The sequence below is a fragment of the Sulfitobacter faviae genome (assembly GCF_029870955.1).
Classification (GTDB): domain Bacteria; phylum Pseudomonadota; class Alphaproteobacteria; order Rhodobacterales; family Rhodobacteraceae; genus Sulfitobacter; species Sulfitobacter faviae.
In genome coordinates this window covers 1,842,803-1,860,439 of the sequence record NZ_PGFQ01000001.1, presented here as the reverse complement: position 1 = coordinate 1,860,439, position 17,637 = coordinate 1,842,803, and the positions used below count along the sequence as shown (strand labels likewise).

At 63.3% G+C, this 17,637-nt stretch carries 17 protein-coding genes, 1 tRNA gene and 2 pseudogenes; 8 read left to right on the top strand and 12 right to left on the bottom strand.

The genetic code is table 11. The features are described from left to right. Nucleotides 1-7 precede the first annotated feature (7 nt). From fahA to CUR85_RS09585, 6 genes and pseudogenes are all read left to right on the top strand, one after another. Complete coding sequence (gene fahA / locus CUR85_RS09610; RefSeq protein WP_067268632.1) at nt 8-1,261, top strand: fumarylacetoacetase; 1,254 nt, start codon at nt 8-10, stop codon at nt 1,259-1,261. 46 nt (nt 1,262-1,307) lie between these two features. Then, complete coding sequence (locus CUR85_RS09605) at nt 1,308-2,258, top strand: MBL fold metallo-hydrolase (protein ID WP_067268630.1); 951 nt, start codon at nt 1,308-1,310, stop codon at nt 2,256-2,258. Then, complete coding sequence (locus CUR85_RS09600; protein WP_067268629.1) at nt 2,258-2,512, top strand: hypothetical protein; 255 nt, start codon at nt 2,258-2,260, stop codon at nt 2,510-2,512. Before CUR85_RS09605 ends, CUR85_RS09600 begins: the two co-directional genes overlap by 1 nt. A 10-nt stretch (nt 2,513-2,522) precedes the next feature. After that, a pseudogene (locus CUR85_RS09595) lies at nt 2,523-3,779 on the top strand (FAD-dependent monooxygenase); the annotation flags it as partial. Nucleotides 3,780-4,125: 346 nt separating this feature from the next. Beyond that, nucleotides 4,126-4,314, top strand: a complete 189-nt coding sequence (locus CUR85_RS09590; protein ID WP_067268625.1) for a DUF2783 domain-containing protein — start codon at nt 4,126-4,128, stop codon at nt 4,312-4,314. Nucleotides 4,315-4,549: 235 nt separating this feature from the next. Next, nucleotides 4,550-6,229 (top strand): ABC transporter substrate-binding protein, encoded by a 1,680-nt coding sequence (locus tag CUR85_RS09585; protein ID WP_067268623.1) that lies wholly within the window; start codon nt 4,550-4,552, stop codon nt 6,227-6,229. 68 nt (nt 6,230-6,297) lie between these two features. Here CUR85_RS09585 and CUR85_RS09580 read toward each other — a convergent pair whose 3' ends face one another. The 9 genes and pseudogenes from CUR85_RS09580 to clpS all read right to left on the bottom strand — a co-directional run bounded on the left by CUR85_RS09580 (nt 6,298) and on the right by clpS (nt 11,145). Then, nucleotides 6,298-6,786, bottom strand: coding sequence for an acetamidase/formamidase family protein (locus tag CUR85_RS09580; RefSeq protein ID WP_280322876.1), 489 nt, complete (start codon nt 6,784-6,786; stop codon nt 6,298-6,300). Beyond that, nucleotides 6,786-7,232: an acetamidase/formamidase family protein gene (locus CUR85_RS09575; RefSeq protein WP_280322614.1), complete on the bottom strand. Its 447-nt coding sequence runs from the start codon at nt 7,230-7,232 to the stop codon at nt 6,786-6,788. Before CUR85_RS09575 ends, CUR85_RS09580 begins: the two co-directional genes overlap by 1 nt. Beyond that, nucleotides 7,229-7,981: a Gfo/Idh/MocA family oxidoreductase gene (locus tag CUR85_RS09570; RefSeq protein ID WP_280322898.1), complete on the bottom strand. Its 753-nt coding sequence runs from the start codon at nt 7,979-7,981 to the stop codon at nt 7,229-7,231. Before CUR85_RS09570 ends, CUR85_RS09575 begins: the two co-directional genes overlap by 4 nt. A 56-nt stretch (nt 7,982-8,037) precedes the next feature. Continuing rightward, nucleotides 8,038-8,136, bottom strand: a pseudogene (locus CUR85_RS20165) (gfo/Idh/MocA family oxidoreductase); the annotation flags it as partial. 135 nt (nt 8,137-8,271) lie between these two features. Further along, nucleotides 8,272-8,703: an acyl-CoA thioesterase gene (locus CUR85_RS09560; protein WP_067268618.1), complete on the bottom strand. Its 432-nt coding sequence runs from the start codon at nt 8,701-8,703 to the stop codon at nt 8,272-8,274. Between the two features lie 136 nt (nt 8,704-8,839). Continuing rightward, a tRNA-Met gene (locus CUR85_RS09555) sits at nt 8,840-8,916 on the bottom strand. An 89-nt stretch (nt 8,917-9,005) separates the two neighbouring features. Next, on the bottom strand, nt 9,006-9,806 hold the full coding sequence (locus CUR85_RS09550; RefSeq protein WP_067268615.1) for an SDR family NAD(P)-dependent oxidoreductase: 801 nt from the start codon (nt 9,804-9,806) through the stop codon (nt 9,006-9,008). A gap of 19 nt (nt 9,807-9,825) precedes the next feature. After that, a complete protein-coding gene (locus CUR85_RS09545; protein ID WP_067268613.1) occupies nt 9,826-10,818 on the bottom strand; it encodes a class I SAM-dependent methyltransferase in 993 nt (330 codons plus the stop codon). A 3-nt stretch (nt 10,819-10,821) separates the two neighbouring features. Continuing rightward, nucleotides 10,822-11,145, bottom strand: coding sequence for an ATP-dependent Clp protease adapter ClpS (clpS, locus tag CUR85_RS09540; protein ID WP_067268646.1), 324 nt, complete (start codon nt 11,143-11,145; stop codon nt 10,822-10,824). Nucleotides 11,146-11,301: 156 nt separating this feature from the next. Here clpS and CUR85_RS09535 point away from each other — a divergent pair, with 156 nt between their 5' ends. Continuing rightward, entirely contained in the window at nt 11,302-12,009 is a 708-nt protein-coding gene (locus tag CUR85_RS09535; RefSeq protein WP_067268611.1) for an HAD family hydrolase, read from the top strand. A gap of 263 nt (nt 12,010-12,272) precedes the next feature. Continuing rightward, complete coding sequence (locus tag CUR85_RS09530; RefSeq protein ID WP_067268610.1) at nt 12,273-13,736, top strand: D-alanyl-D-alanine carboxypeptidase family protein; 1,464 nt, start codon at nt 12,273-12,275, stop codon at nt 13,734-13,736. A 126-nt stretch (nt 13,737-13,862) separates the two neighbouring features. Here the strand turns inward: CUR85_RS09530 and CUR85_RS09525 are convergent, their stop codons facing one another. Genes CUR85_RS09525 through CUR85_RS09515 form a run of 3 tightly spaced genes read right to left on the bottom strand, consistent with a single transcriptional unit; the run spans nt 13,863 to nt 17,637 of the window. Next, nucleotides 13,863-15,443 carry an ABC transporter ATP-binding protein gene (locus CUR85_RS09525; protein ID WP_067268607.1) on the bottom strand — a complete coding sequence of 527 codons (1,581 nt, stop codon included), beginning with the start codon at nt 15,441-15,443 and terminating at the stop codon, nt 13,863-13,865. Next, nucleotides 15,440-16,546 carry an ABC transporter permease gene (locus CUR85_RS09520; protein ID WP_067268605.1) on the bottom strand — a complete coding sequence of 369 codons (1,107 nt, stop codon included), beginning with the start codon at nt 16,544-16,546 and terminating at the stop codon, nt 15,440-15,442. The genes CUR85_RS09525 and CUR85_RS09520 overlap by 4 nt, the downstream gene beginning before the upstream one ends. Then, nucleotides 16,546-17,637, bottom strand: coding sequence for a microcin C ABC transporter permease YejB (locus tag CUR85_RS09515; protein ID WP_067268603.1), 1,092 nt, complete (start codon nt 17,635-17,637; stop codon nt 16,546-16,548). Before CUR85_RS09515 ends, CUR85_RS09520 begins: the two co-directional genes overlap by 1 nt.

Genomic DNA, 17,637 nt, shown 5'->3' with positions numbered 1-17,637 from the left:
GACCAAAATGACCCTGATGACCTCTTGGGTGGAAAGCGCCAATTCGGCCACCACCGATTTCCCGCTGAACAACCTCCCCTACGGCGTCTTTTCGACCAATCAGCTTGAGGCGCGCTGCGGCGTGGCCATAGGCGATCAGATCGTGGACATGGCCGCGCTTGAGGAAGAGGGGCTGATCACCCTCGCCGAAGAGCCGCTGTTCGATGTGCCCTATTGGAACGATGTGATGGACCTTGGCCCCACGGCTTGGGCTTCCTTGCGCTCCCGGCTGATCGAACTCCTCAGCGCCGATGCACCGGATCAGGCGGCTGTGGCGCCCCATCTGGTGCCGATGGGCGCAGCACAGTTGCACATGCCGATGATGGTTTCCGAATATACGGATTTCTACGCGGGCAAGCATCACGCCACGAATGTCGGCACCATGTTTCGCGGGGCCGAGAACGCCCTGCCGCCGAATTGGCTGCACATCCCCATCGGCTATAATGGCCGCGCCTCCACCGTCGTCGTCTCGGGGACCGAGATCACGCGGCCCAACGGCCAGCTAAAAGCCCCCGAGGCCGAAGCGCCGCATTTCGGCCCCTGCCAGAAGCTCGATATCGAGTTGGAGATGGGCGCGATCGTCGGCACCTCAACCGAAATGGGCCAGCCGATCCGCATCGACGCGGCGGATGAAATGATCTTTGGCTATGTCCTGCTGAACGACTGGTCGGCGCGGGACATTCAGGCGTGGGAATACCAACCGCTCGGCCCGTTTCAGGCCAAGGCATTCGCCACCTCGATCTCACCTTGGATCGTGACCCGCGACGCGTTGGAGCCCTTCCGAACCTCGACGCCCGCGCGGGAGAAAGACCTGCTGCCCTATCTGCGCGAGAGCAAACCCGGCCTTTTTGACATCGACCTGTCGGTGATGCTCCAGCCTGAGGGCGGCGAGGCCGAGGAAATCGCCCGCACCAATTATCGCGAGATGTATTACTCCGCCGCGCAGCAGTTGACGCATCATGCCTCTTCGGGCTGTGCGATGAACGCGGGCGATCTGCTGGGTTCCGGCACGATCTCCGGCCCCGAAAAATCGCAACGCGGGTCGCTGCTGGAACTGTCATGGGGCGGCAAGGAGCCGATCACCCTCGCAGACGGCAGCACCCGCAGCTTTGTCGAAGACGGCGACACGCTGACCCTCACCGGCCACGCGCAGGGCGATGGCTTTCGCGTGGGTTTCGGCGCCTGCACCGGCAAGGTCCGCCCGGCAATCGACTTTTCCTGAACAGACCGCGCATCCGCGCTGGCGAAGCAAGACAGAAGGACAACACATGGCCAAGCAATTCGCATCCCAAGGCGATATGACCGAAAAAGAGATCTCTTTTACCGAGGTGGGTGAGGGTCTCTACGCTTTCACCGCCGAGGGCGATCCGAACTCCGGCGTGATCATCGGCGACGACAGCGTGATGATCATCGAAGCGCAGGCGACACCGCGACTGGCGAATAAGGTCATCGAATGCGTCCGCTCGGTCACCGACAAGCCGATCAGCCATCTGGTGCTGACCCATTACCACGCCGTGCGCGTGCTCGGAGCCTCCGCCTTTGGTACCTCGCAGATCATCATGTCCGAGAAGGCCCGCGCCATGGTCGCCGAACGCGGGCAAGAGGATTGGGACAGCGAATTCGAGCGTTTCCCCCGCCTCTTCGAAGGTCACGAGAGCATCCCCGGCCTGACGTGGCCCACCACTACCTTCGACGGACGGATGAGCGTCTACCTCGGCAAACGCCGGGTCGATATCATGCAGCTGGGTCGCGCCCATACGGCCGGTGACGCGGTGATCTATGTGCCCGATCAGAACGTCATGTTCACCGGTGACATCGTGGAATATCACTCCGCCTGCTACTGCGGCGACGGGCATTTCCACGACTGGCCCGACACGCTGGAACGCATCCGCGCCTTCGACCTCGACGCCATCGCGCCGGGCCGGGGCGACGCGCTGGTGGGGCGCGAGATGGTTAATGCCGCGATCGACAGCACCGCCGATTTCGTCCGCTCCACCTACCGCCCGGCGGCCCGCGTGGCCCTGCGTGGCGGCACGCTGAAAGAGGCTTGGGACGCCGTGCGCGCCGAATGCGACCCCAAGTTCGGCGATTATGCAATCTATGAGCACTGCCTGCCCTTCAACGTCGCCCGTGCCTATGACGAAGCGCTCGACATCGACACGCCGCGCATCTGGACGGCGGCGCGCGACAAAGAGATGTGGGAGGCGCTGTCGGACTGATGTCCCTGACCGCGCTTCTTCCTGCCCTGATCGTGCTGGCGCTGGCACTCTGGTTCTATCTGGTCTTCGCGCTGGTGATGGAGCACCGCCGCCATGCGGCGCGCCGCAGCGGGCAGCCCTACGCCGGGCTGCGCGATGCGGCGCAGGTTTGGTCAAAGATGCTGCGCGCGCCCGAATATCGCGGTGCGCGCCGCCGGGTGGCGCTGGTGACACTGGCCTTGCTGGCCCTGCTGATCTTGCGCGCCCTTCTCTGAGGATACCGCCATGGCCTATGCCTACACCCCCTTCCCCTACAGCCCCCCACCCGGCCTGACCGCGCCCGAGCCGCGGCACCCGGTGGTGATCGTAGGCGCTGGCCCTATCGGCCTGTCGATGGCCGTGGACTTGGCCCTGCGCGGGGTCAGATCGGTCGTGCTGGATGACAACAACGTCGTCTCCCTCGGCTCCCGCGCGATCTGCTGGGCGAAACGGACGCTGGAGATTTTCGACAGGCTCGGCATCGGCGAGCGGATGTTGGAAAAGGGCGTGACGTGGAAAGTGGGCCGCCAGTTTCACGGGGAACAGGAGGTCTACAACTTCGACCTGCTGCCCGAGCCGGGGCATAAATATCCGGCCTTCGTGAACCTTCAGCAATATTACGTTGAAGAGTATCTCATTGAACGCGCGCAGGAGTTCCCCGATCTGATCGACCTGCGTTTTCTCAACAAGGTGACTGATCACAAGGGCCACGCCGATCATGTCGAGTTGACGGTCGAGACGCCGGATGGCCCCTACCGGCTTGAGACCGACTGGTACATCGCCTGCGATGGCGCAGGCTCGGCCACGCGCAAACGGATGAACCTGCCCTTCGAGGGGCAGACCTTTGACGAACATTTCCTCATCGCCGATGTAGAGATGGAGACCTCCCCCTTCGGCGACCATGACACGCCCGAGCGGTGGTTCTGGTTCGCCCCACCCTTTCACAACGGCCAATCCGCCCTGCTGCACAAACAGCCCGACAACATCTACCGCATCGACCTGCAACTGGGGCCAGAGACCGACCCAAAAGCCGAAGCGACCGAAGAGAAGGTCGTCCCCCGCCTGAAACAAATGCTGGGCGATGCGCCGTTCCGGCTGGATTGGATGAGCGTCTATAAGTTCCGCTGCGCGCGGCTGGAGGGGTTCGTGCATGACCGCGTCGTCTTTGTCGGCGACAGCGCCCATGTGGTCAGCCCCTTCGGGGCGCGGGGCGGCAATGGCGGGGTGCAGGATGTCGACAACCTCGGCTGGAAGCTGGCGGCTGTTGTGCAGGGCGAAGCGCCGCCAAGCCTGATCGAAAGCTATGACATCGAACGCGGCCATGGCGCGGATGAGAACATGCGCAACTCCGCCCGCGCGACCAATTTCATGACGCCGAAATCCCCCATCGAGACCCTGTTTCGCAACGAGGTGCTAAACCTCGCAGCAAAGCAACCTTTCGCGCGCAAACTGATCAACTCAGGCCGGTTGTCGCAGCCCTGCACGCAGGCCCATAGCCCGCTGCAAACCGCAGGCGACGCGCCCCTGCGCCCCGGCAGCGCATTGATCGACGCGCCATTGGTCGGGCCTGCGGGGATTGCTGGCTGTTGGGCGCGGTTCAGGGCCAGTTCGCCCTCCTCGCCGTGGGCGAGATCACCGCCCCCGACCTCCCCGGCCTTGCCCGGATCGGCATCGATCAATCCCATGATGCTTACCCCTGTTTTCAGGGAAAGGACGGCCACGCGCAGCGGCGCTATGGCAGCGGGTTCCTCTATCTGCTGCGCCCCGATGGCCATGTCTGCGCCGTCTTCGACCGGCCCGACAGCGCCGCGATTGCCCGCGCCTATGACCGTGCGAAAGGAGCCACCGCATGATCCTCGAAGACAACCTCGGCGCCGAGGGCGACAGCGTCTATGCCGCCCTCATGGCCGCCCACGAAGGGCTGACCGAGGCGGAAAGCCACGCCCTCAACGCCCGATTGGTTCTGATGCTGGCCAATGAACTCGGCGATCCCTCCCGGCTTGCGGCGCTTTTCAAAGCCGCGCGCGATCTGGTCTAACCCGCCAGCTTCACAACACTTTTCCCCCACGCCCGCGCTTGCCGGGCCGCTTTCCTGCGCTAGCTTGCTGCTCAACTTCCCGCGACAGGCTTGACGCAACGCGCCTGATCGGCAGACTAAACACCCCGCGCCCACCTCAAGAGGCGACAAAAGCAGGTTAACTGCATCACCTGCCCCACCGTGAAAAGTGGGGATTCGCGATGGCCCGGCCAACGCACCAACAGAGAGGAAAATCATGGAATTTTTGACACGCACCGGAAAACCGCTGCCGCAATCCGTGCTGAAATCAGCCGAGAACGCCAAGAAAGACCCCGTCAGCAGACGCGAGTTTCTGGCGATTGCGAGCGCCTTCGGGGCCACGTCCGCCACAGCCTACGGGATGCTTGGCATGGCCGCGCCCGCGCGTGCGGCGGCCCATGCCAACCTCAAGGAAGGCGGCACCGTGCGGATGCAGATGGAGGTGCGTGCCCTGAAAGATCCGCGCACCTATGACTGGTCTCAGATCGCCAACTTCAGCCGCGGCTGGCTGGAATACCTCGCCATCTGGGAGAATGACGGCACCTTCACCCCCGGCCTGCTGGAAAGCTGGGAGATCAACGACGACGCCACCGAATACACGCTGAACGTCCGCAAGGGCGTGACATGGAACGACGGCACCGCCTTCACCGCGCAGGACGTGGCACGCAACATCGAAGGCTGGTGCGACAAGTCGCTCGAAGGCAACTCCATGGCGGGCCGTTTCGCCACACTGGTGGATGAGGAAACCGGCAAGGCCATCGAAGGCGCGATCGAGGTGGTGGATGACCACACCGTCAAGCTCACGCTCCCCAAATCCGACATCACGCTGATCCCCGGCATGGCCGACTACCCCGCCGCCATCACGCCCGAAGGGTTCGACCCCGACACGATGCTGGAAAACCCCAAAGGCACCGGCCCCTACCTGCCCGAGTCGCTCGAAGTTGGCGTGAAAAGCGTGCTGGTCAAGAACCCCGATCACACATGGTGGGGCACCGAGGTCTTCGGCGGGCCCTACATTGATCGTTTGGAATATATCGACTACGGCACCGATCCTTCCGCATGGATCGCCGCGGCCGAGGCCGAAGAGGTTGACGCATTCTACTCCATGGAAGGCGAATATATCGACGTGATGAGCACGCTGGACGGCTGGGTCGAGAACGAGATCGCCACGGCGGCGACCATCGTGATCCGCCCCAACCAATTAGCCGAAGTCGACGGCATGAAACCTTACGAGGACAAGCGCGTGCGCAACGCGCTGCAACTCGCGGTCGACAATGCCGTGCTGCTGGAACTGGGCTACGCCGGGCGCGGCCTCGTCGCCGAGAACCACCACGTCGGCCCGATGCATCCCGAATACGCCGAGATCGAGCCGCCCAAGACCGACCCCGAAGCCGCCCGCGCGCTGATGGAAGAGGCGGGGATGGCGGATTACGAGCATGAGCTCTTCTCGATCGACGATGCATGGCGCAAAGACACCACCGATGCCGTGGCAGCCCAACTGCGTGACGCGGGCATCAAGGTCAAACGCACCATCCTGCCCGGCTCCACCTTCTGGAACGACTGGGTGAAATATCCCTTCTCCTCCACCAACTGGAACGCGCGGCCTCTGGGCGTGCAAATCTGGGCGCTGGCCTATCGCTCGGGCGAGGCATGGAACGAGTTCGGCTATGCCAACCCTGAGTTCGACGCCCTGCTGTCAGAGGCGCTGGCCACGGCGGATGTCGAAGCACGGCGCGAGATCATGGCGAAGGGTGAGAAGATGCTGCAAGACGATGGCGTCACGATCCAGCCCTACTGGCGTTCGCTTTACAACCACACCCGCGAGGGGCTGGTGGGTGCCGCGCATCACATCGGGTTCGAATACCACCCGGCCCGGATGGCTTGGGCGGAAGAATGATCTGCCGCTAAGTAGACACGCGAAAGGGCCGCAGCGATGCGGCCCTTTTTCTTGGCGAGGCGGTGCGGTTAACCGCCGATCAACTCTTTCGCCATCATCATATGCACGCCCTTTTCACGGTTCACCGTCTGGGTGATCCGCAGATCACCGGCCAGCGAACAGAGCACATAGGCATCCTCGCGGCTGATCCCCGCGCGTGCTGAGACCAATGCGATCATCTCGCGCAGGGCCATCTCCGCGCAGCGGTCGAGGTCGGGGGCCATGCCCATGGTGATCACATGGGTCGGCGTTTCGGCCTGCGGATAGCTGACTGTGCGGTCCTTTAACACGGTCAGACGGAAGCGCCCCTGTAGCGCGGTCTCAATCGCCGTGACGCAGACCTCCCCATCGCCCTGCGCGCCATGCCCATCCCCGCAGGAAAACAGCGCCCCTTCGTTGAAGACCGGCAGGTAAAGCGTGCTGCCCGCCACCAGTTCCTTGTTATCCAGATTGCCCCCATGCTTGCGCGGCTCGATCGTCGCGATCCGGCCCCATTCGGGCGGCGGCGCCACGGCCATCACGCCAAAGAACGGGGCCAAGGGCAGTTCCAGCCCCCAAGGCAGCCGGGCGACGCCCCGCTCTGCATCCAGCGGGATATTGCTGTGATAGGTCTCGGGGAAATCCTGCGGCAGCGTGCCTGCCAAGGGGCGGATGAAGTTATACCCCAGTCCTGCCGCAGCGCGACATCAAGGATTTCGACCTTCAGCACATCGCCGGGCATCGCGCCTTCGACGGCGACCGGCCCGGTCAGGATATGGCCAGGCATCGGCGGCGGACCTGCCTTGTGGATGTCGTAGAGTTCGGGGGGGACGTGGAAGCCCTCGGGCGGCAGGCAATTGGGCGCGCCAGAGACCGTGTTGATGATCACCTCTTCGCCGCTTTGGATCGTCAGCGCAGGCGGGCGGCTGGCCTCGAAATAGCCCCAATGGCAGGTCTCGGGCGAAGATTGCAGCGTGGCGGTCATGACTGCACCCCCCGGTTGGCCAAGATGCCTTCGATCAGTTCTTGCACCCGCAGCGCTTCCTCTGGCGTGGCCAGACGGCTGGGCTTGCCCGCCATCAACAGCGCCATGTCGTCAAGCTGCGCCTTGAGGCTGGCGGCGCGGGTGTCGGCGGGGGCGTCGCTGGTCGGCGCGAAATTCTCACCGGTCGAGACGGTGTCGATAGAGAATTCCGAGATGCGGCGGCTGGCCTTCGCGCCTTTCACCGTCACCTCCTGCCGGTCCGGCTGCGCGCCGCCGACAGAGCCGAGGATCGAAACCGGCAAGCCCTCCGAATTGACCAGCCGCGCCGCCACATGGGTCTCGCAGAGCTTGTCGTCGGGGTATTCCGCATGGGCCCATTGCAGGGTCAGCGGCCCCAACACCCGCTCGCTCAGGAACAGGAAATGCGAGATCACCTCGCGCGTCATACCCCCCTCAGCGGCAAAGCGCAGCCAATCGGCATCCACCTGCCACGCGCGGGGCCATGCCGGATAGGTCACGATGATGTCGATGCCGCAAAGATCGCCAAGCGCGCCCTCTTGGATCGACCGCGTCAGATCGGTCAGCGCCGCCCCCGCCGCTTGGGTAAAGTTGACCGCCGCCGGAACGCCTGCGGCCTGCAACTCGGCCACCAAGGCACGGCTCTCTGCAATGTCCACACCAAGCGGTTTTTCGAGAAAGATCGCCTTGCCCGCTGCCGCGGCCTCAAGCGCATAGGCTTTGCGCGGCACCGGGGGCAGGCGAGGTAAACGAGATCGACATCGGCCATCGCCTCGGACGCGGTGGCGGAGACAACCGCTTCCGGCGCGACCTCCTGCGCGGCGGCGCAGGCCGCGGGGTCGGGATCCCACATAGTGGTGACCGTGAAGTCAGGGTGCAGCACCATGTTCTCGGCCATGCGCCGGCCCATGATCCCCAATCCGATTACCGCAGTCCTGATCGTCATCTTCGTCTCCCTCAATGTGCTGCGCGATAAGACGCTGCAATCGGGGGAACTTCAACTGCTCGCGGCGCAATTGCCTCAGGCGAGGTCGGCGCGGACCAAAGGTTTGATCACACGAGCCAATTCTTCGGGCGCGGATTGGCTTTTGAACACATCCGCGATGGTGAAGACGCAGGTGAAAGACCCTTCGAAACACAGCACCCCATTCTGCCGCGCCTTCATGCCGAAGGTGATGGATTTATTACCAAGCCGTGTTGGATAGGTTTCGCACATCAGCTTGTGCCGCGGGGTGACCGGGCTGCGAAAATCCATCGACAGGTTGACGAAAGGCGTGCCGATATTGCGGTCGATCTGAAGCTGAAACCAGCCGTCACCGTCAAAATGCGCCTCCCACCACGCGTTGATCGCATCCAGCGCGAAATAGGGCAGCCGCGCGGTATAGGCGATCTGCGCCGGGTCACAATCGCCCCAAGTGACGTTGATCTCGTGAACGAAGTTTTCCGTGGTCATAAGGCTGCTTTCATCTGCTCAAACCCGCGCGGGGCATGGGCTATCTTCTATCCCTTCCAGCCCCATGCGCAACCCAAGCGCGGCGCGCACGCAGCAGAGCTGACGCCGGATGTTCATCTGAAACAAAGGGGGAGGATGGTGGCGTTACCTGGATTTGAACCAGGGACCTAACGATTATGAGTCGTTCGCTCTAACCAACTGAGCTATAACGCCGTGGCGCGTCGGATAAGGCAGCTTGGCATTGGGGTCAAGGGCGAAATCTGGATGATTTCACTTTTGCCGCAGAAAACTGCCGCCCGCCCTCAATGCGCGGGGGCCGAGACCACATCAAGCAGCGTGCGCCCGCCGTCGATGGTCATGATCTCGCCCGTCATGAAGCCCGAACTTTCAGCGGCGAGGAATTGCACCGCCTCGCAAAGCTCATTCGGCCCGGCGATCCGGCCAAGCGGCGTATGCGCGCGGATGTCGTCCCGCCAGTCGCGGTTTTCGGCCACGGCAGCGCGGAGGGACGCGCTCATCACCGAACCGAAAGAGATCGCATTCACCCGTATCCGATGCGGCGCCAGCACCAGCGCCAGAGAGCGGGTCATCTGCTGCACCGCCGCCGAGGCGATGGCATAGCCCATCATATCCGGCTGGTGGCGCTGTGCCGCGATAGAGCTGAGGTTGATGATCGACCCCACCTGCCCCTCGGTCTGGCCCTCGGCCTGTTTGATCATCCGCCGCGCCACCTGCTGTGACAGTTGCAGCGCCGTCATCAGGTTTTGCTGCAACAACGTCTCGACCGAGCCATCCTCCACATCCAACGGATCGGTCGGCATCACCTGCCGCGAGGCATTCACGAGGATATCGACCTGATCGTAAGCGTCGATCGTGGCCGAGACGAGGTTGGCGATGGTCAGCCGCTGGCGCAGATCACCGGCAAAGACGCGGATATTGCCGTCGTCCGGCGTGTCGCCCAACTCTTCCATCAGCTTTTTCTCGTTGGAGTCGGCGCACATCACATTTGCGCCCCGGTCGGCCAGATGCCGCGCGATGGCAAGGCCGATCCCGTCCGCCGCGCCGGTGATGATGGCTGTTTTACCTGAGATCGAGAATGACATCGGGATACCCCCTTAAGGCTCAGCGGCGCCGGGTCAGCGGGCGTGTAGCGTGGAACAGTTTGAACCGCGCATCGCCTCCAAGCTCGGCCACCTGAGCAAAGCGTTTCTTCAGTTCCGCCTCATAGGGCAGATGCCGGTTGGCCACCATCCACAGATCGCCCTGCCCCGAGAGGATCCGCGCGGCCGCGGCGACAAAGGCCTGACCGATCTGCGGCTCAGCAGCGCGGCCTGTGTGGAAAGGCGGGTTCATCACCACGGTATCCATCCGGTGCGGCGGCTGCCATTCGGTGGCATCCTCCCAATGGAACACGGCGCGGTCATCGGTCACGTTATGGCGCGCGCATTCCAGCGCCATATGCCCGGCCTCGACCAAATGCACCGTCTTCACCTTGGGCCGCGTCAGAACATGCGCTGAAAGGAACCCCCAGCCCGCCCCCAGATCGGCCACTTCGGCCCCGAGGTTATCGGGCAGCACATCCACCAAAAGCGCCGAGGCCAGATCGACCCCATCGGCAGAGAACACCCCCGGCGCGGTCCAAAAGCCGCCTTCCGTCTGGGCCGGACCAGCCTCCCAATCGGTGAAAAAATCGCTCGCGCCCGCGTCGATCCAGTAAAGCTTGCCATGCGCCTTGGAGATCGGCCCCTGCACCGTCACCCGCGCCCGCATCTCGCGCAGGATGGAATCTGCGCCATCGGTCTTTTGCCCGTCAACCACCACCGGCCCGTCGCTCACGGCGCAGGCTTGGGCCACCAAAGCGCGGGCCTCATGTTTGGCACGCGGCAGGCAGACGATGGCGGCAGCATAGCGCCCCTCGATCGAATGCGCCGCCTCATAGCCCCGCGCCGTCCACGCGTCATAGGCAGGTTTGAAATCGTGAATGATCTTGCAACGCTCGGGCGGAAGACCGGCCAGATCCGCATCCACAGGGGGCTGAAAAACAGCGATCACCCCAGTTTCGGGCAGGTCTAGCCCACCGCCGTTCAGGGCCAGTTCCAGGCGCGGATCAATCACGTGTTATTCTTCTTTTTCCATGGTGCATTGCAGCGGATGCTGGTGACGCCGGGCAAAATCCATCACCTGCGCCACTTTCGTCTCCGCGATCTCGTGGCTAAAGACGCCAACCACGGCGAGCCCCTTCTTGTGAACCGTCAACATGATCTCGAACGCCTGCGCGTGGTTCAGGCCGAAGAAACGTTCCAAGACATGCACCACGAATTCCATCGGGGTGAAATCGTCGTTCAGCAACATCACCTTGTAGAGCGGCGGGCGTTTGGTCTTGGGGCGGGTCTTGGTCAGCAACTCGCTGTCGTCGTCATCCTTGGGGCCGTCGGCCATCATCCACGCGCCCGGCGCGGACCGGCCTGCGGGCTGGATCGTCCAATCTGCTTTCACGTCGTCACGGTGCATTGCTGCTCCTGCGGCTGGGGGTAGAGCTTGTTCGTCGTGCAGCCGTCTATATAACCCCTGAACCAATTTAGGAAAGAGGCAGCACATATGGGCGGGGCACTCACCACCATCGGTTTCGATGCGGATGACACATTGTGGCATAATGAACGCTACTTTGCACTCTCTCACGACCGTTTTGCAGCCCTTCTCGCCGAACATAGTGAACGCGACCACCTGATGGCCCGGCTGCTGGAGGCCGAACGGCGCAATCTGCCGCATTACGGCTATGGGATCAAAGGCTTCACCCTGTCGATGATCGAGACCGCGATCGAGGTGACCGAGGGCAAAGTCCCCGCCGAGGTGATCAACGATCTGCTCGCCGCCGGGCGTGACATGCTGGACCACCCCATCGAACTGCTGCCCCATGTCGAAGACGTGCTGGAAAACCTGCGCGGCGCCTACCGGCTCATCGTGGTGACCAAAGGCGACCTGCTGGACCAAGAGCGCAAACTGGCGCAATCGGGCCTGCGCGACAGGTTCGACGCGGTCGAAATCGTCTCTCACAAGACCGAAGCCGCTTATCGCCACATTTTTGAGCAGCATGGCCAAGGTGCCGAACGGGGGCTGATGGTTGGCAACTCGATGGCCTCCGACGTGCGCCCGATGATCGCGGCAGGCGGCTGGGGCGTCTATGTGCCGCATGACCTCATATGGGCGATGGAACATGCCGAAGCACCAACCAATTCCCCCCGTTTTGCCGAGATCAGCGACCTCTCAGGCCTCCCAGAAACGATCGAAAAGATCGTGTCGGGGTGACTCGCCCCCGCGCCTGAGTCGTTCTGACACATCGCCAAAAATGCCGCACTGCGGGCCAATTTCCGCCCAATTCTTGCCTTATTCGCGCTTATAGTGGGTAGATGTGTGCAAGCCTCTACATATTGGAGGAGAGATCCGCCCCTTTTTCCCCTGTTCACTGGATTCGACGGCTTCCGCGATGCGGCGTCCTATGCTAGCCTCGAACCAATTAATAAATGGTCAGCCAGAAATCGGCGACCTGAGGCAGTAAAAGGCAGGCAAATATGAAGGCTCGGCGCATTCAGCCGGCCCGTTACGGGCTATTTCTATTCGCAGCACTCTGGGTTCTGGTTCTCCTGCCCCTCAGCGCGATCGCTGCCCCCTACGCCGCCTATGTCATCGACGCCCGCACCGGCAAAGAAATCCACGCCGAGAATGCCGACACCCGCCTGCACCCGGCTTCCCTGACCAAGATGATGACCCTCTATATCGCCTTCCAAGCGGTGGAACGGGGGGAAATCTCTCTCGATACCCAAGTGACGATCTCGAAAAACGCGGCCTCCGAGCCGCCCAGCAAATTGGGCATGCGCCCGGGCCAAAAGATCGCCCTACGCTATCTGATCCGCGCCGCCGCCGTAAAATCCGCCAATGACGCCGCCACCGCGATCGGCGAGGCCATCGGCGGTTCTGAGGCCGCCTTCGCCCGCCGGATGAACCGCACCGCCAAACAGCTTGGCATGACGCGCACCACGTTCAAAAACATGCACGGGCTGACCGAAAGCGGCCACCTCTCCACCGCCCGCGACATGACCCGCATGGGCCGACACCTGCTCTATGATTACCCGCAATACTACAACCTCTTCTCGCGCATCACCGCCGATGCGGGCGTGCGCAAGGTCTCCCATACGAATCGCCGGTTTCTGGGGTCCTACAAAGGGGCGGACGGCATCAAGACCGGCTACACCCGCGCCGCTGGCTTCAACCTCACCGCCTCGGCCGAACGGGGCAATGAGCGCATCATCGTGACCGTCTTCGGCGGCAAATCCACCGCCTCGCGCAACGCCAAAGTGGCCGAGCTTATGGACCTCGGCTTCCGCCGCGCGCCCTCCTCCGCGCCGCTGAGCAAACCGGTCCCGCCCGTCTATGCCGATGTGGAAACCGCCCCCGGCGCCGCAGGCAAAACGATCCGCCTCGTCGGCGCCGTCACCACCTCCAAACGCCCGCAACTGCGCCCCCGCAGCGATGTCGTGGTCGTGGCCACCGCCGCCGCGCCCGAAGCAACGAGCGTGGTCTCCAACAGCGATATCACCGCAGCGCTGCGCGAAGCGGTTGAGACGGCACCAACCCCGCCCGCCGCCGCGCCCACCCCAGAGGCCAAGGAGGCCGAGCTCGTCATCGCCACCGCCAAAGCCTCCCCCCGCCCCGAACCGCGCCCCAAGGACGTGACGCTGGCGGTACAACAGGCGGTAGAGCAAGAGATCGTGACCCGCGTCTCCACCTCCGGCGGGCGCCACTGGGGCGTGAACGTGGGCCGTTTCCCCAGCCGCTACGCCGCCGAGAAGGTCCTGCTGAAAACCGCACTGGCCGAAATGTCGACCCTTGACGGCACGCTGCGCAAAGTCGTGCGCCGCCCACAAGGCTTTGACGCGAACTTCCTCGGCATGTCCCGCGAAAGCGCCGACCTCGCCTGCCGCCGTCTGGCCGCGCGCAATGTCAGCTGCTTCATGATCGGCCCCAGCGAAGGCTAAACCACCACCGGGCGGCCAAAGCGCCACCAAATCAACTTCATCCTTTAAAAAATACCGCGGGGGAATCGCGCCCCCGGCGCGATGGGGGCAGCGCCCCCCTACCCTCTCCGCAAATGCAACGCCCGCTTACCCTGCCGCCTGCAACAGGTTCCGTGTGTATTCCGTCTGCGGATTGTCATAAAGCGCGTCGACATCCCCATATTCCACCACGTCACCGCGTTTCATCACCATCACCTTGTGCGACATCGCCCGCACCACTTTCAGGTCGTGGCTGATGAAGAGATAGGCCAGCCCGTATTTCGCCTGCAAATCCCGCAAAAGATCAACAATCTGCACCTGCACGGTCATGTCCAATGCCGAGGTCGGCTCGTCCAGAACCAGCAGTTTCGGGCGCAGCACCATGGCGCGGGCGATGGCGATGCGCTGGCGTTGACCGCCGGAAAACTCATGCGGGTAGCGGTCCATCGTCGCGGGGTCGAGGCCGACTTCGGTCATGACCTCGGCGACCAACTCGCGCTTGTCGCGCCCCTTGTCGATGTTGTGGATCGCGAGCCCCTCACTGATGATTTGGAAACAGGTCATCCGCGGGCTGAGCGAGCCGAAGGGGTCTTGGAAAACGATCTGCATGTCGGCGCGCAGCCGGCGCAGCTTCTTGGTCGACCATTTGCGCAGGTCCTCGCCGCGGAAGGTCACCTCGCCTTCCGAGCCGATGAGCCGCATGATCGCCAGCGCCGCCGTGGTCTTGCCCGAGCCGCTTTCGCCCACGATGCCCAAGGTCTCGCCCGCACGGATCGACAAGCTGGTGTCGTTGACGGCCTTCACATGGCCCACGGTCCGGCGCAGCAGGCCCTTCTGGATCGGGAACCAGACCTTGAGGTTGTCGGTGCGCAGCACTTCGGGCGCATCCTCGGCCACGGGCGCGGGCGCACCGGTGGGCTCGGCGCCGAGCAGTTTGCGGGTGTAGGGGTGCTGCGGGTTGTCGAAAATCTTCGCCGTCGGGCCTTCCTCGACCACCAGCCCCTTTTGCATGACGAAGACCCGGTCGGCGACGCGCCGCACGATGCCGAGGTCATGGGTGATGAACAAAAGCCCCATGCCCATCTCGTCTTTCAGATCCTTCAACAGGTCGAGGATCTGGGCCTGAATGGTCACGTCGAGCGCCGTCGTCGGCTCGTCCGCAATCAGGATGTCGGGCTTGTTGGCCAGCGCCATGGCGATCATCACGCGCTGCCGCTGCCCGCCTGACAACTGGTGCGGATAGGCGCCCATGCGGCTTTCCGCGTCGTTGATGCCGACCTGCTGGAGCAGTTCCAGCACCCGCGCCCGCGCCGCTTCTCCTTGCAGCCCCTGATGCAGCGCGAGCGATTCCGCCAATTGCTTCTCGATCGTGTGCAGCGGGTTGAGCGAGGTCATCGGCTCTTGGAAGATGAAGGAGATGTCGTTGCCACGCACGTCGCGCAACAGCTTGTCGTCGGCCCCGATCATTTGCTGGCCGTTGTAGGTCACCGACCCGCTCACCTCAGCGCTTTCGCCCAGAAGCGACACGGTCGACAGCGCCGAGACCGACTTGCCCGAGCCGCTTTCGCCCACCAGCGCCACCGTCTCGCCGCGGTTGACGGCAAAGCTCACCCCGCGCACCGCCGGGATCAGCTGCCCGTCCTGCCGGAAGGAGACTTGCAGGTCTTTGACGTCCAACAATGCAGTCACGAGAAGGTCTTTCTGGGGTCGAATGCGTCGCGGATGCCCTCGAAGATGAAGACCAGAAGCGACAGCATGATGGCAAAGGTGAAGAAGGCCGCGAAAGCAAGCCACGGCGCCTGCAGGTTCTGCTTGGCCTGCAGCGTCAACTCGCCCAGCGACGGGGCCGAGGACGGCAGGCCGAAGCCGAGGAAGTCGAGCGTCGCCAGCGTGGAGATCGTGCCAGTGATGATGAAGGGCAGCATGGTCAGCGTCGCCACCATGGCATTGGGCAGCATGTGGCGCAGCATGATGGTCCCGTTGCCCACGCCGAGCGCCCGGGCCGCGCGGACGTATTCGAGGTTGCGCGCGCGCAGGAACTCAGCCCGCACCACGCCCACCAATGCAGTCCATGAGAACAGCACCAGCAGCACGACCAGAAGCCAGAAACTTCGGCCCAGAATGGCGAACATGATGATGATCACGTAGAGCGACGGGGTCGAAGACCAGATCTCGATGATGCGCTGGAAAATGAGGTCGAGCCAGCCGCCGAAGAAGCCTTGCACCGCGCCCGCGAGGATGCCGATGAGCGAGGCCGCCCCGGTCACGATCAGGGTGAAGACCACCGACAGGCGGAAGCCGTGGATCACGCGGGCCATGACGTCGCGCTTGGTGCCGTCGGTCCCGAGCCAGTTCTGCCCATTGGGCGGCAGGGGTGCGGCGCCGGGTCGGTCCACCGCGGTGTCGTAGGAATAGGGGATGACAGGCCAGAGTGCCCAGCCCTTCTCGATCGCCTCGCCCTCGATCTCGCCATCCTCGGCGTCGAGGATGTAGCCCTCCGGATCGTCGAAACAGAGGTCCAGCCCGCCGGTGGCGATGAGGCATTGCACCTCCGGATCGCGGTAGGCGGCCTCGGTCTGGAAATCGCCGCCGAAGGCGGTCTCGGGGTAGAAGTTGAAGATCGGCGTGTAATATTCGCCGCGGTAGCTGACGAGGATCGGTTTGTCGTTCGCCACGAACTCGGCCAGCAGCGAAATCCCGAACAGGATGGCGAAGATCCACAGCGACCAATAGGCGCGCCGGTTCGCGGTGAAATTGCGCCAGCGGCGCTGGTTCAGCGGAGAGAGCGCCATCAGCCTTCCCTCTTCTCGAAGTCGATGCGCGGGTCGACGAGCACATACATCAGGTCCGACAGGATGCCGACGACAAGGCCGATGAGGCCGAAGATGAAGAGCGTGCCGAAGACAATCGGATAGTCCCGCGCCACCGCCGCCTCAAAGCCCAAGCGCCCCAACCCGTCGAGGCTGAAGATCGTCTCGATGATGATCGACCCGCCGAAGAAAACCGAGATGAAGACCGCCGGGAAGCTCGCGATCACGATCAGCATCGCGTTGCGGAAGACATGGCCGTAGAGGACCTTGCTCTCGGACAGGCCCTTGGCGCGGGCGGTGATGACATATTGCTTTTTAATTTCGTCCAGAAAGCTGTTCTTGGTCAGCAGCGTCAGCGTGGCAAAGGCCGAGATCGTGGAGGCCAGCACCGGCAGGGTGATGTGCCAGAAGTAATCGGCCACCTTGCCCAGAGGGCTGAGGCTGTCGAAATTATCCGAGGTCAGGCCGCGCAGGGGGAAGATCTGCCAGTAGGAGCCACCGGCAAAGAGCACCAACAACAAGATGGCGAACAGGAACCCGGGGATCGCATAGGCCGCGATGATCGCGCCCGAGGTCCATGTGTCGAACCGGCTGCCGTCGCGCACCGCCTTGCGGATGCCCAAGGGGATCGAGACCAAGTGTGCGATCAGCGTCGACCAGAGACCTAGCGTGATCGAGACCGGCAGCTTTTCCTTGATCAAGTCGATCACGCTGATGGCGCGGAAATAGCTCTCGCCAAAATCCAGCCGCATGTAGTTCCACAGCATGTGAAAGAACCGCTCCACCGGGGGTTTGTCGAAGCCGAATTCCTTCTCCAATTCCTCGATCAACTCGGGCGGCAAGCCGCGTGCGCCGACATAGGTGCTGTCGGACCCGCGGGCCATGGTATCGACCCCGGCATCGTTGTTGCCCCCGGCGAAACCGCCGAAGACGTCACCGCCGCCCTGAATCCGGGCGATGGCCTGCTCCACCGGGCCACCGGGCACGAATTGCACCAGTGCGAAGTTGACCAGCATGATGCCGAACAACGTCGGGATCACCAGCAAAAGCCGTCTGAGGATATAGGCACCCAT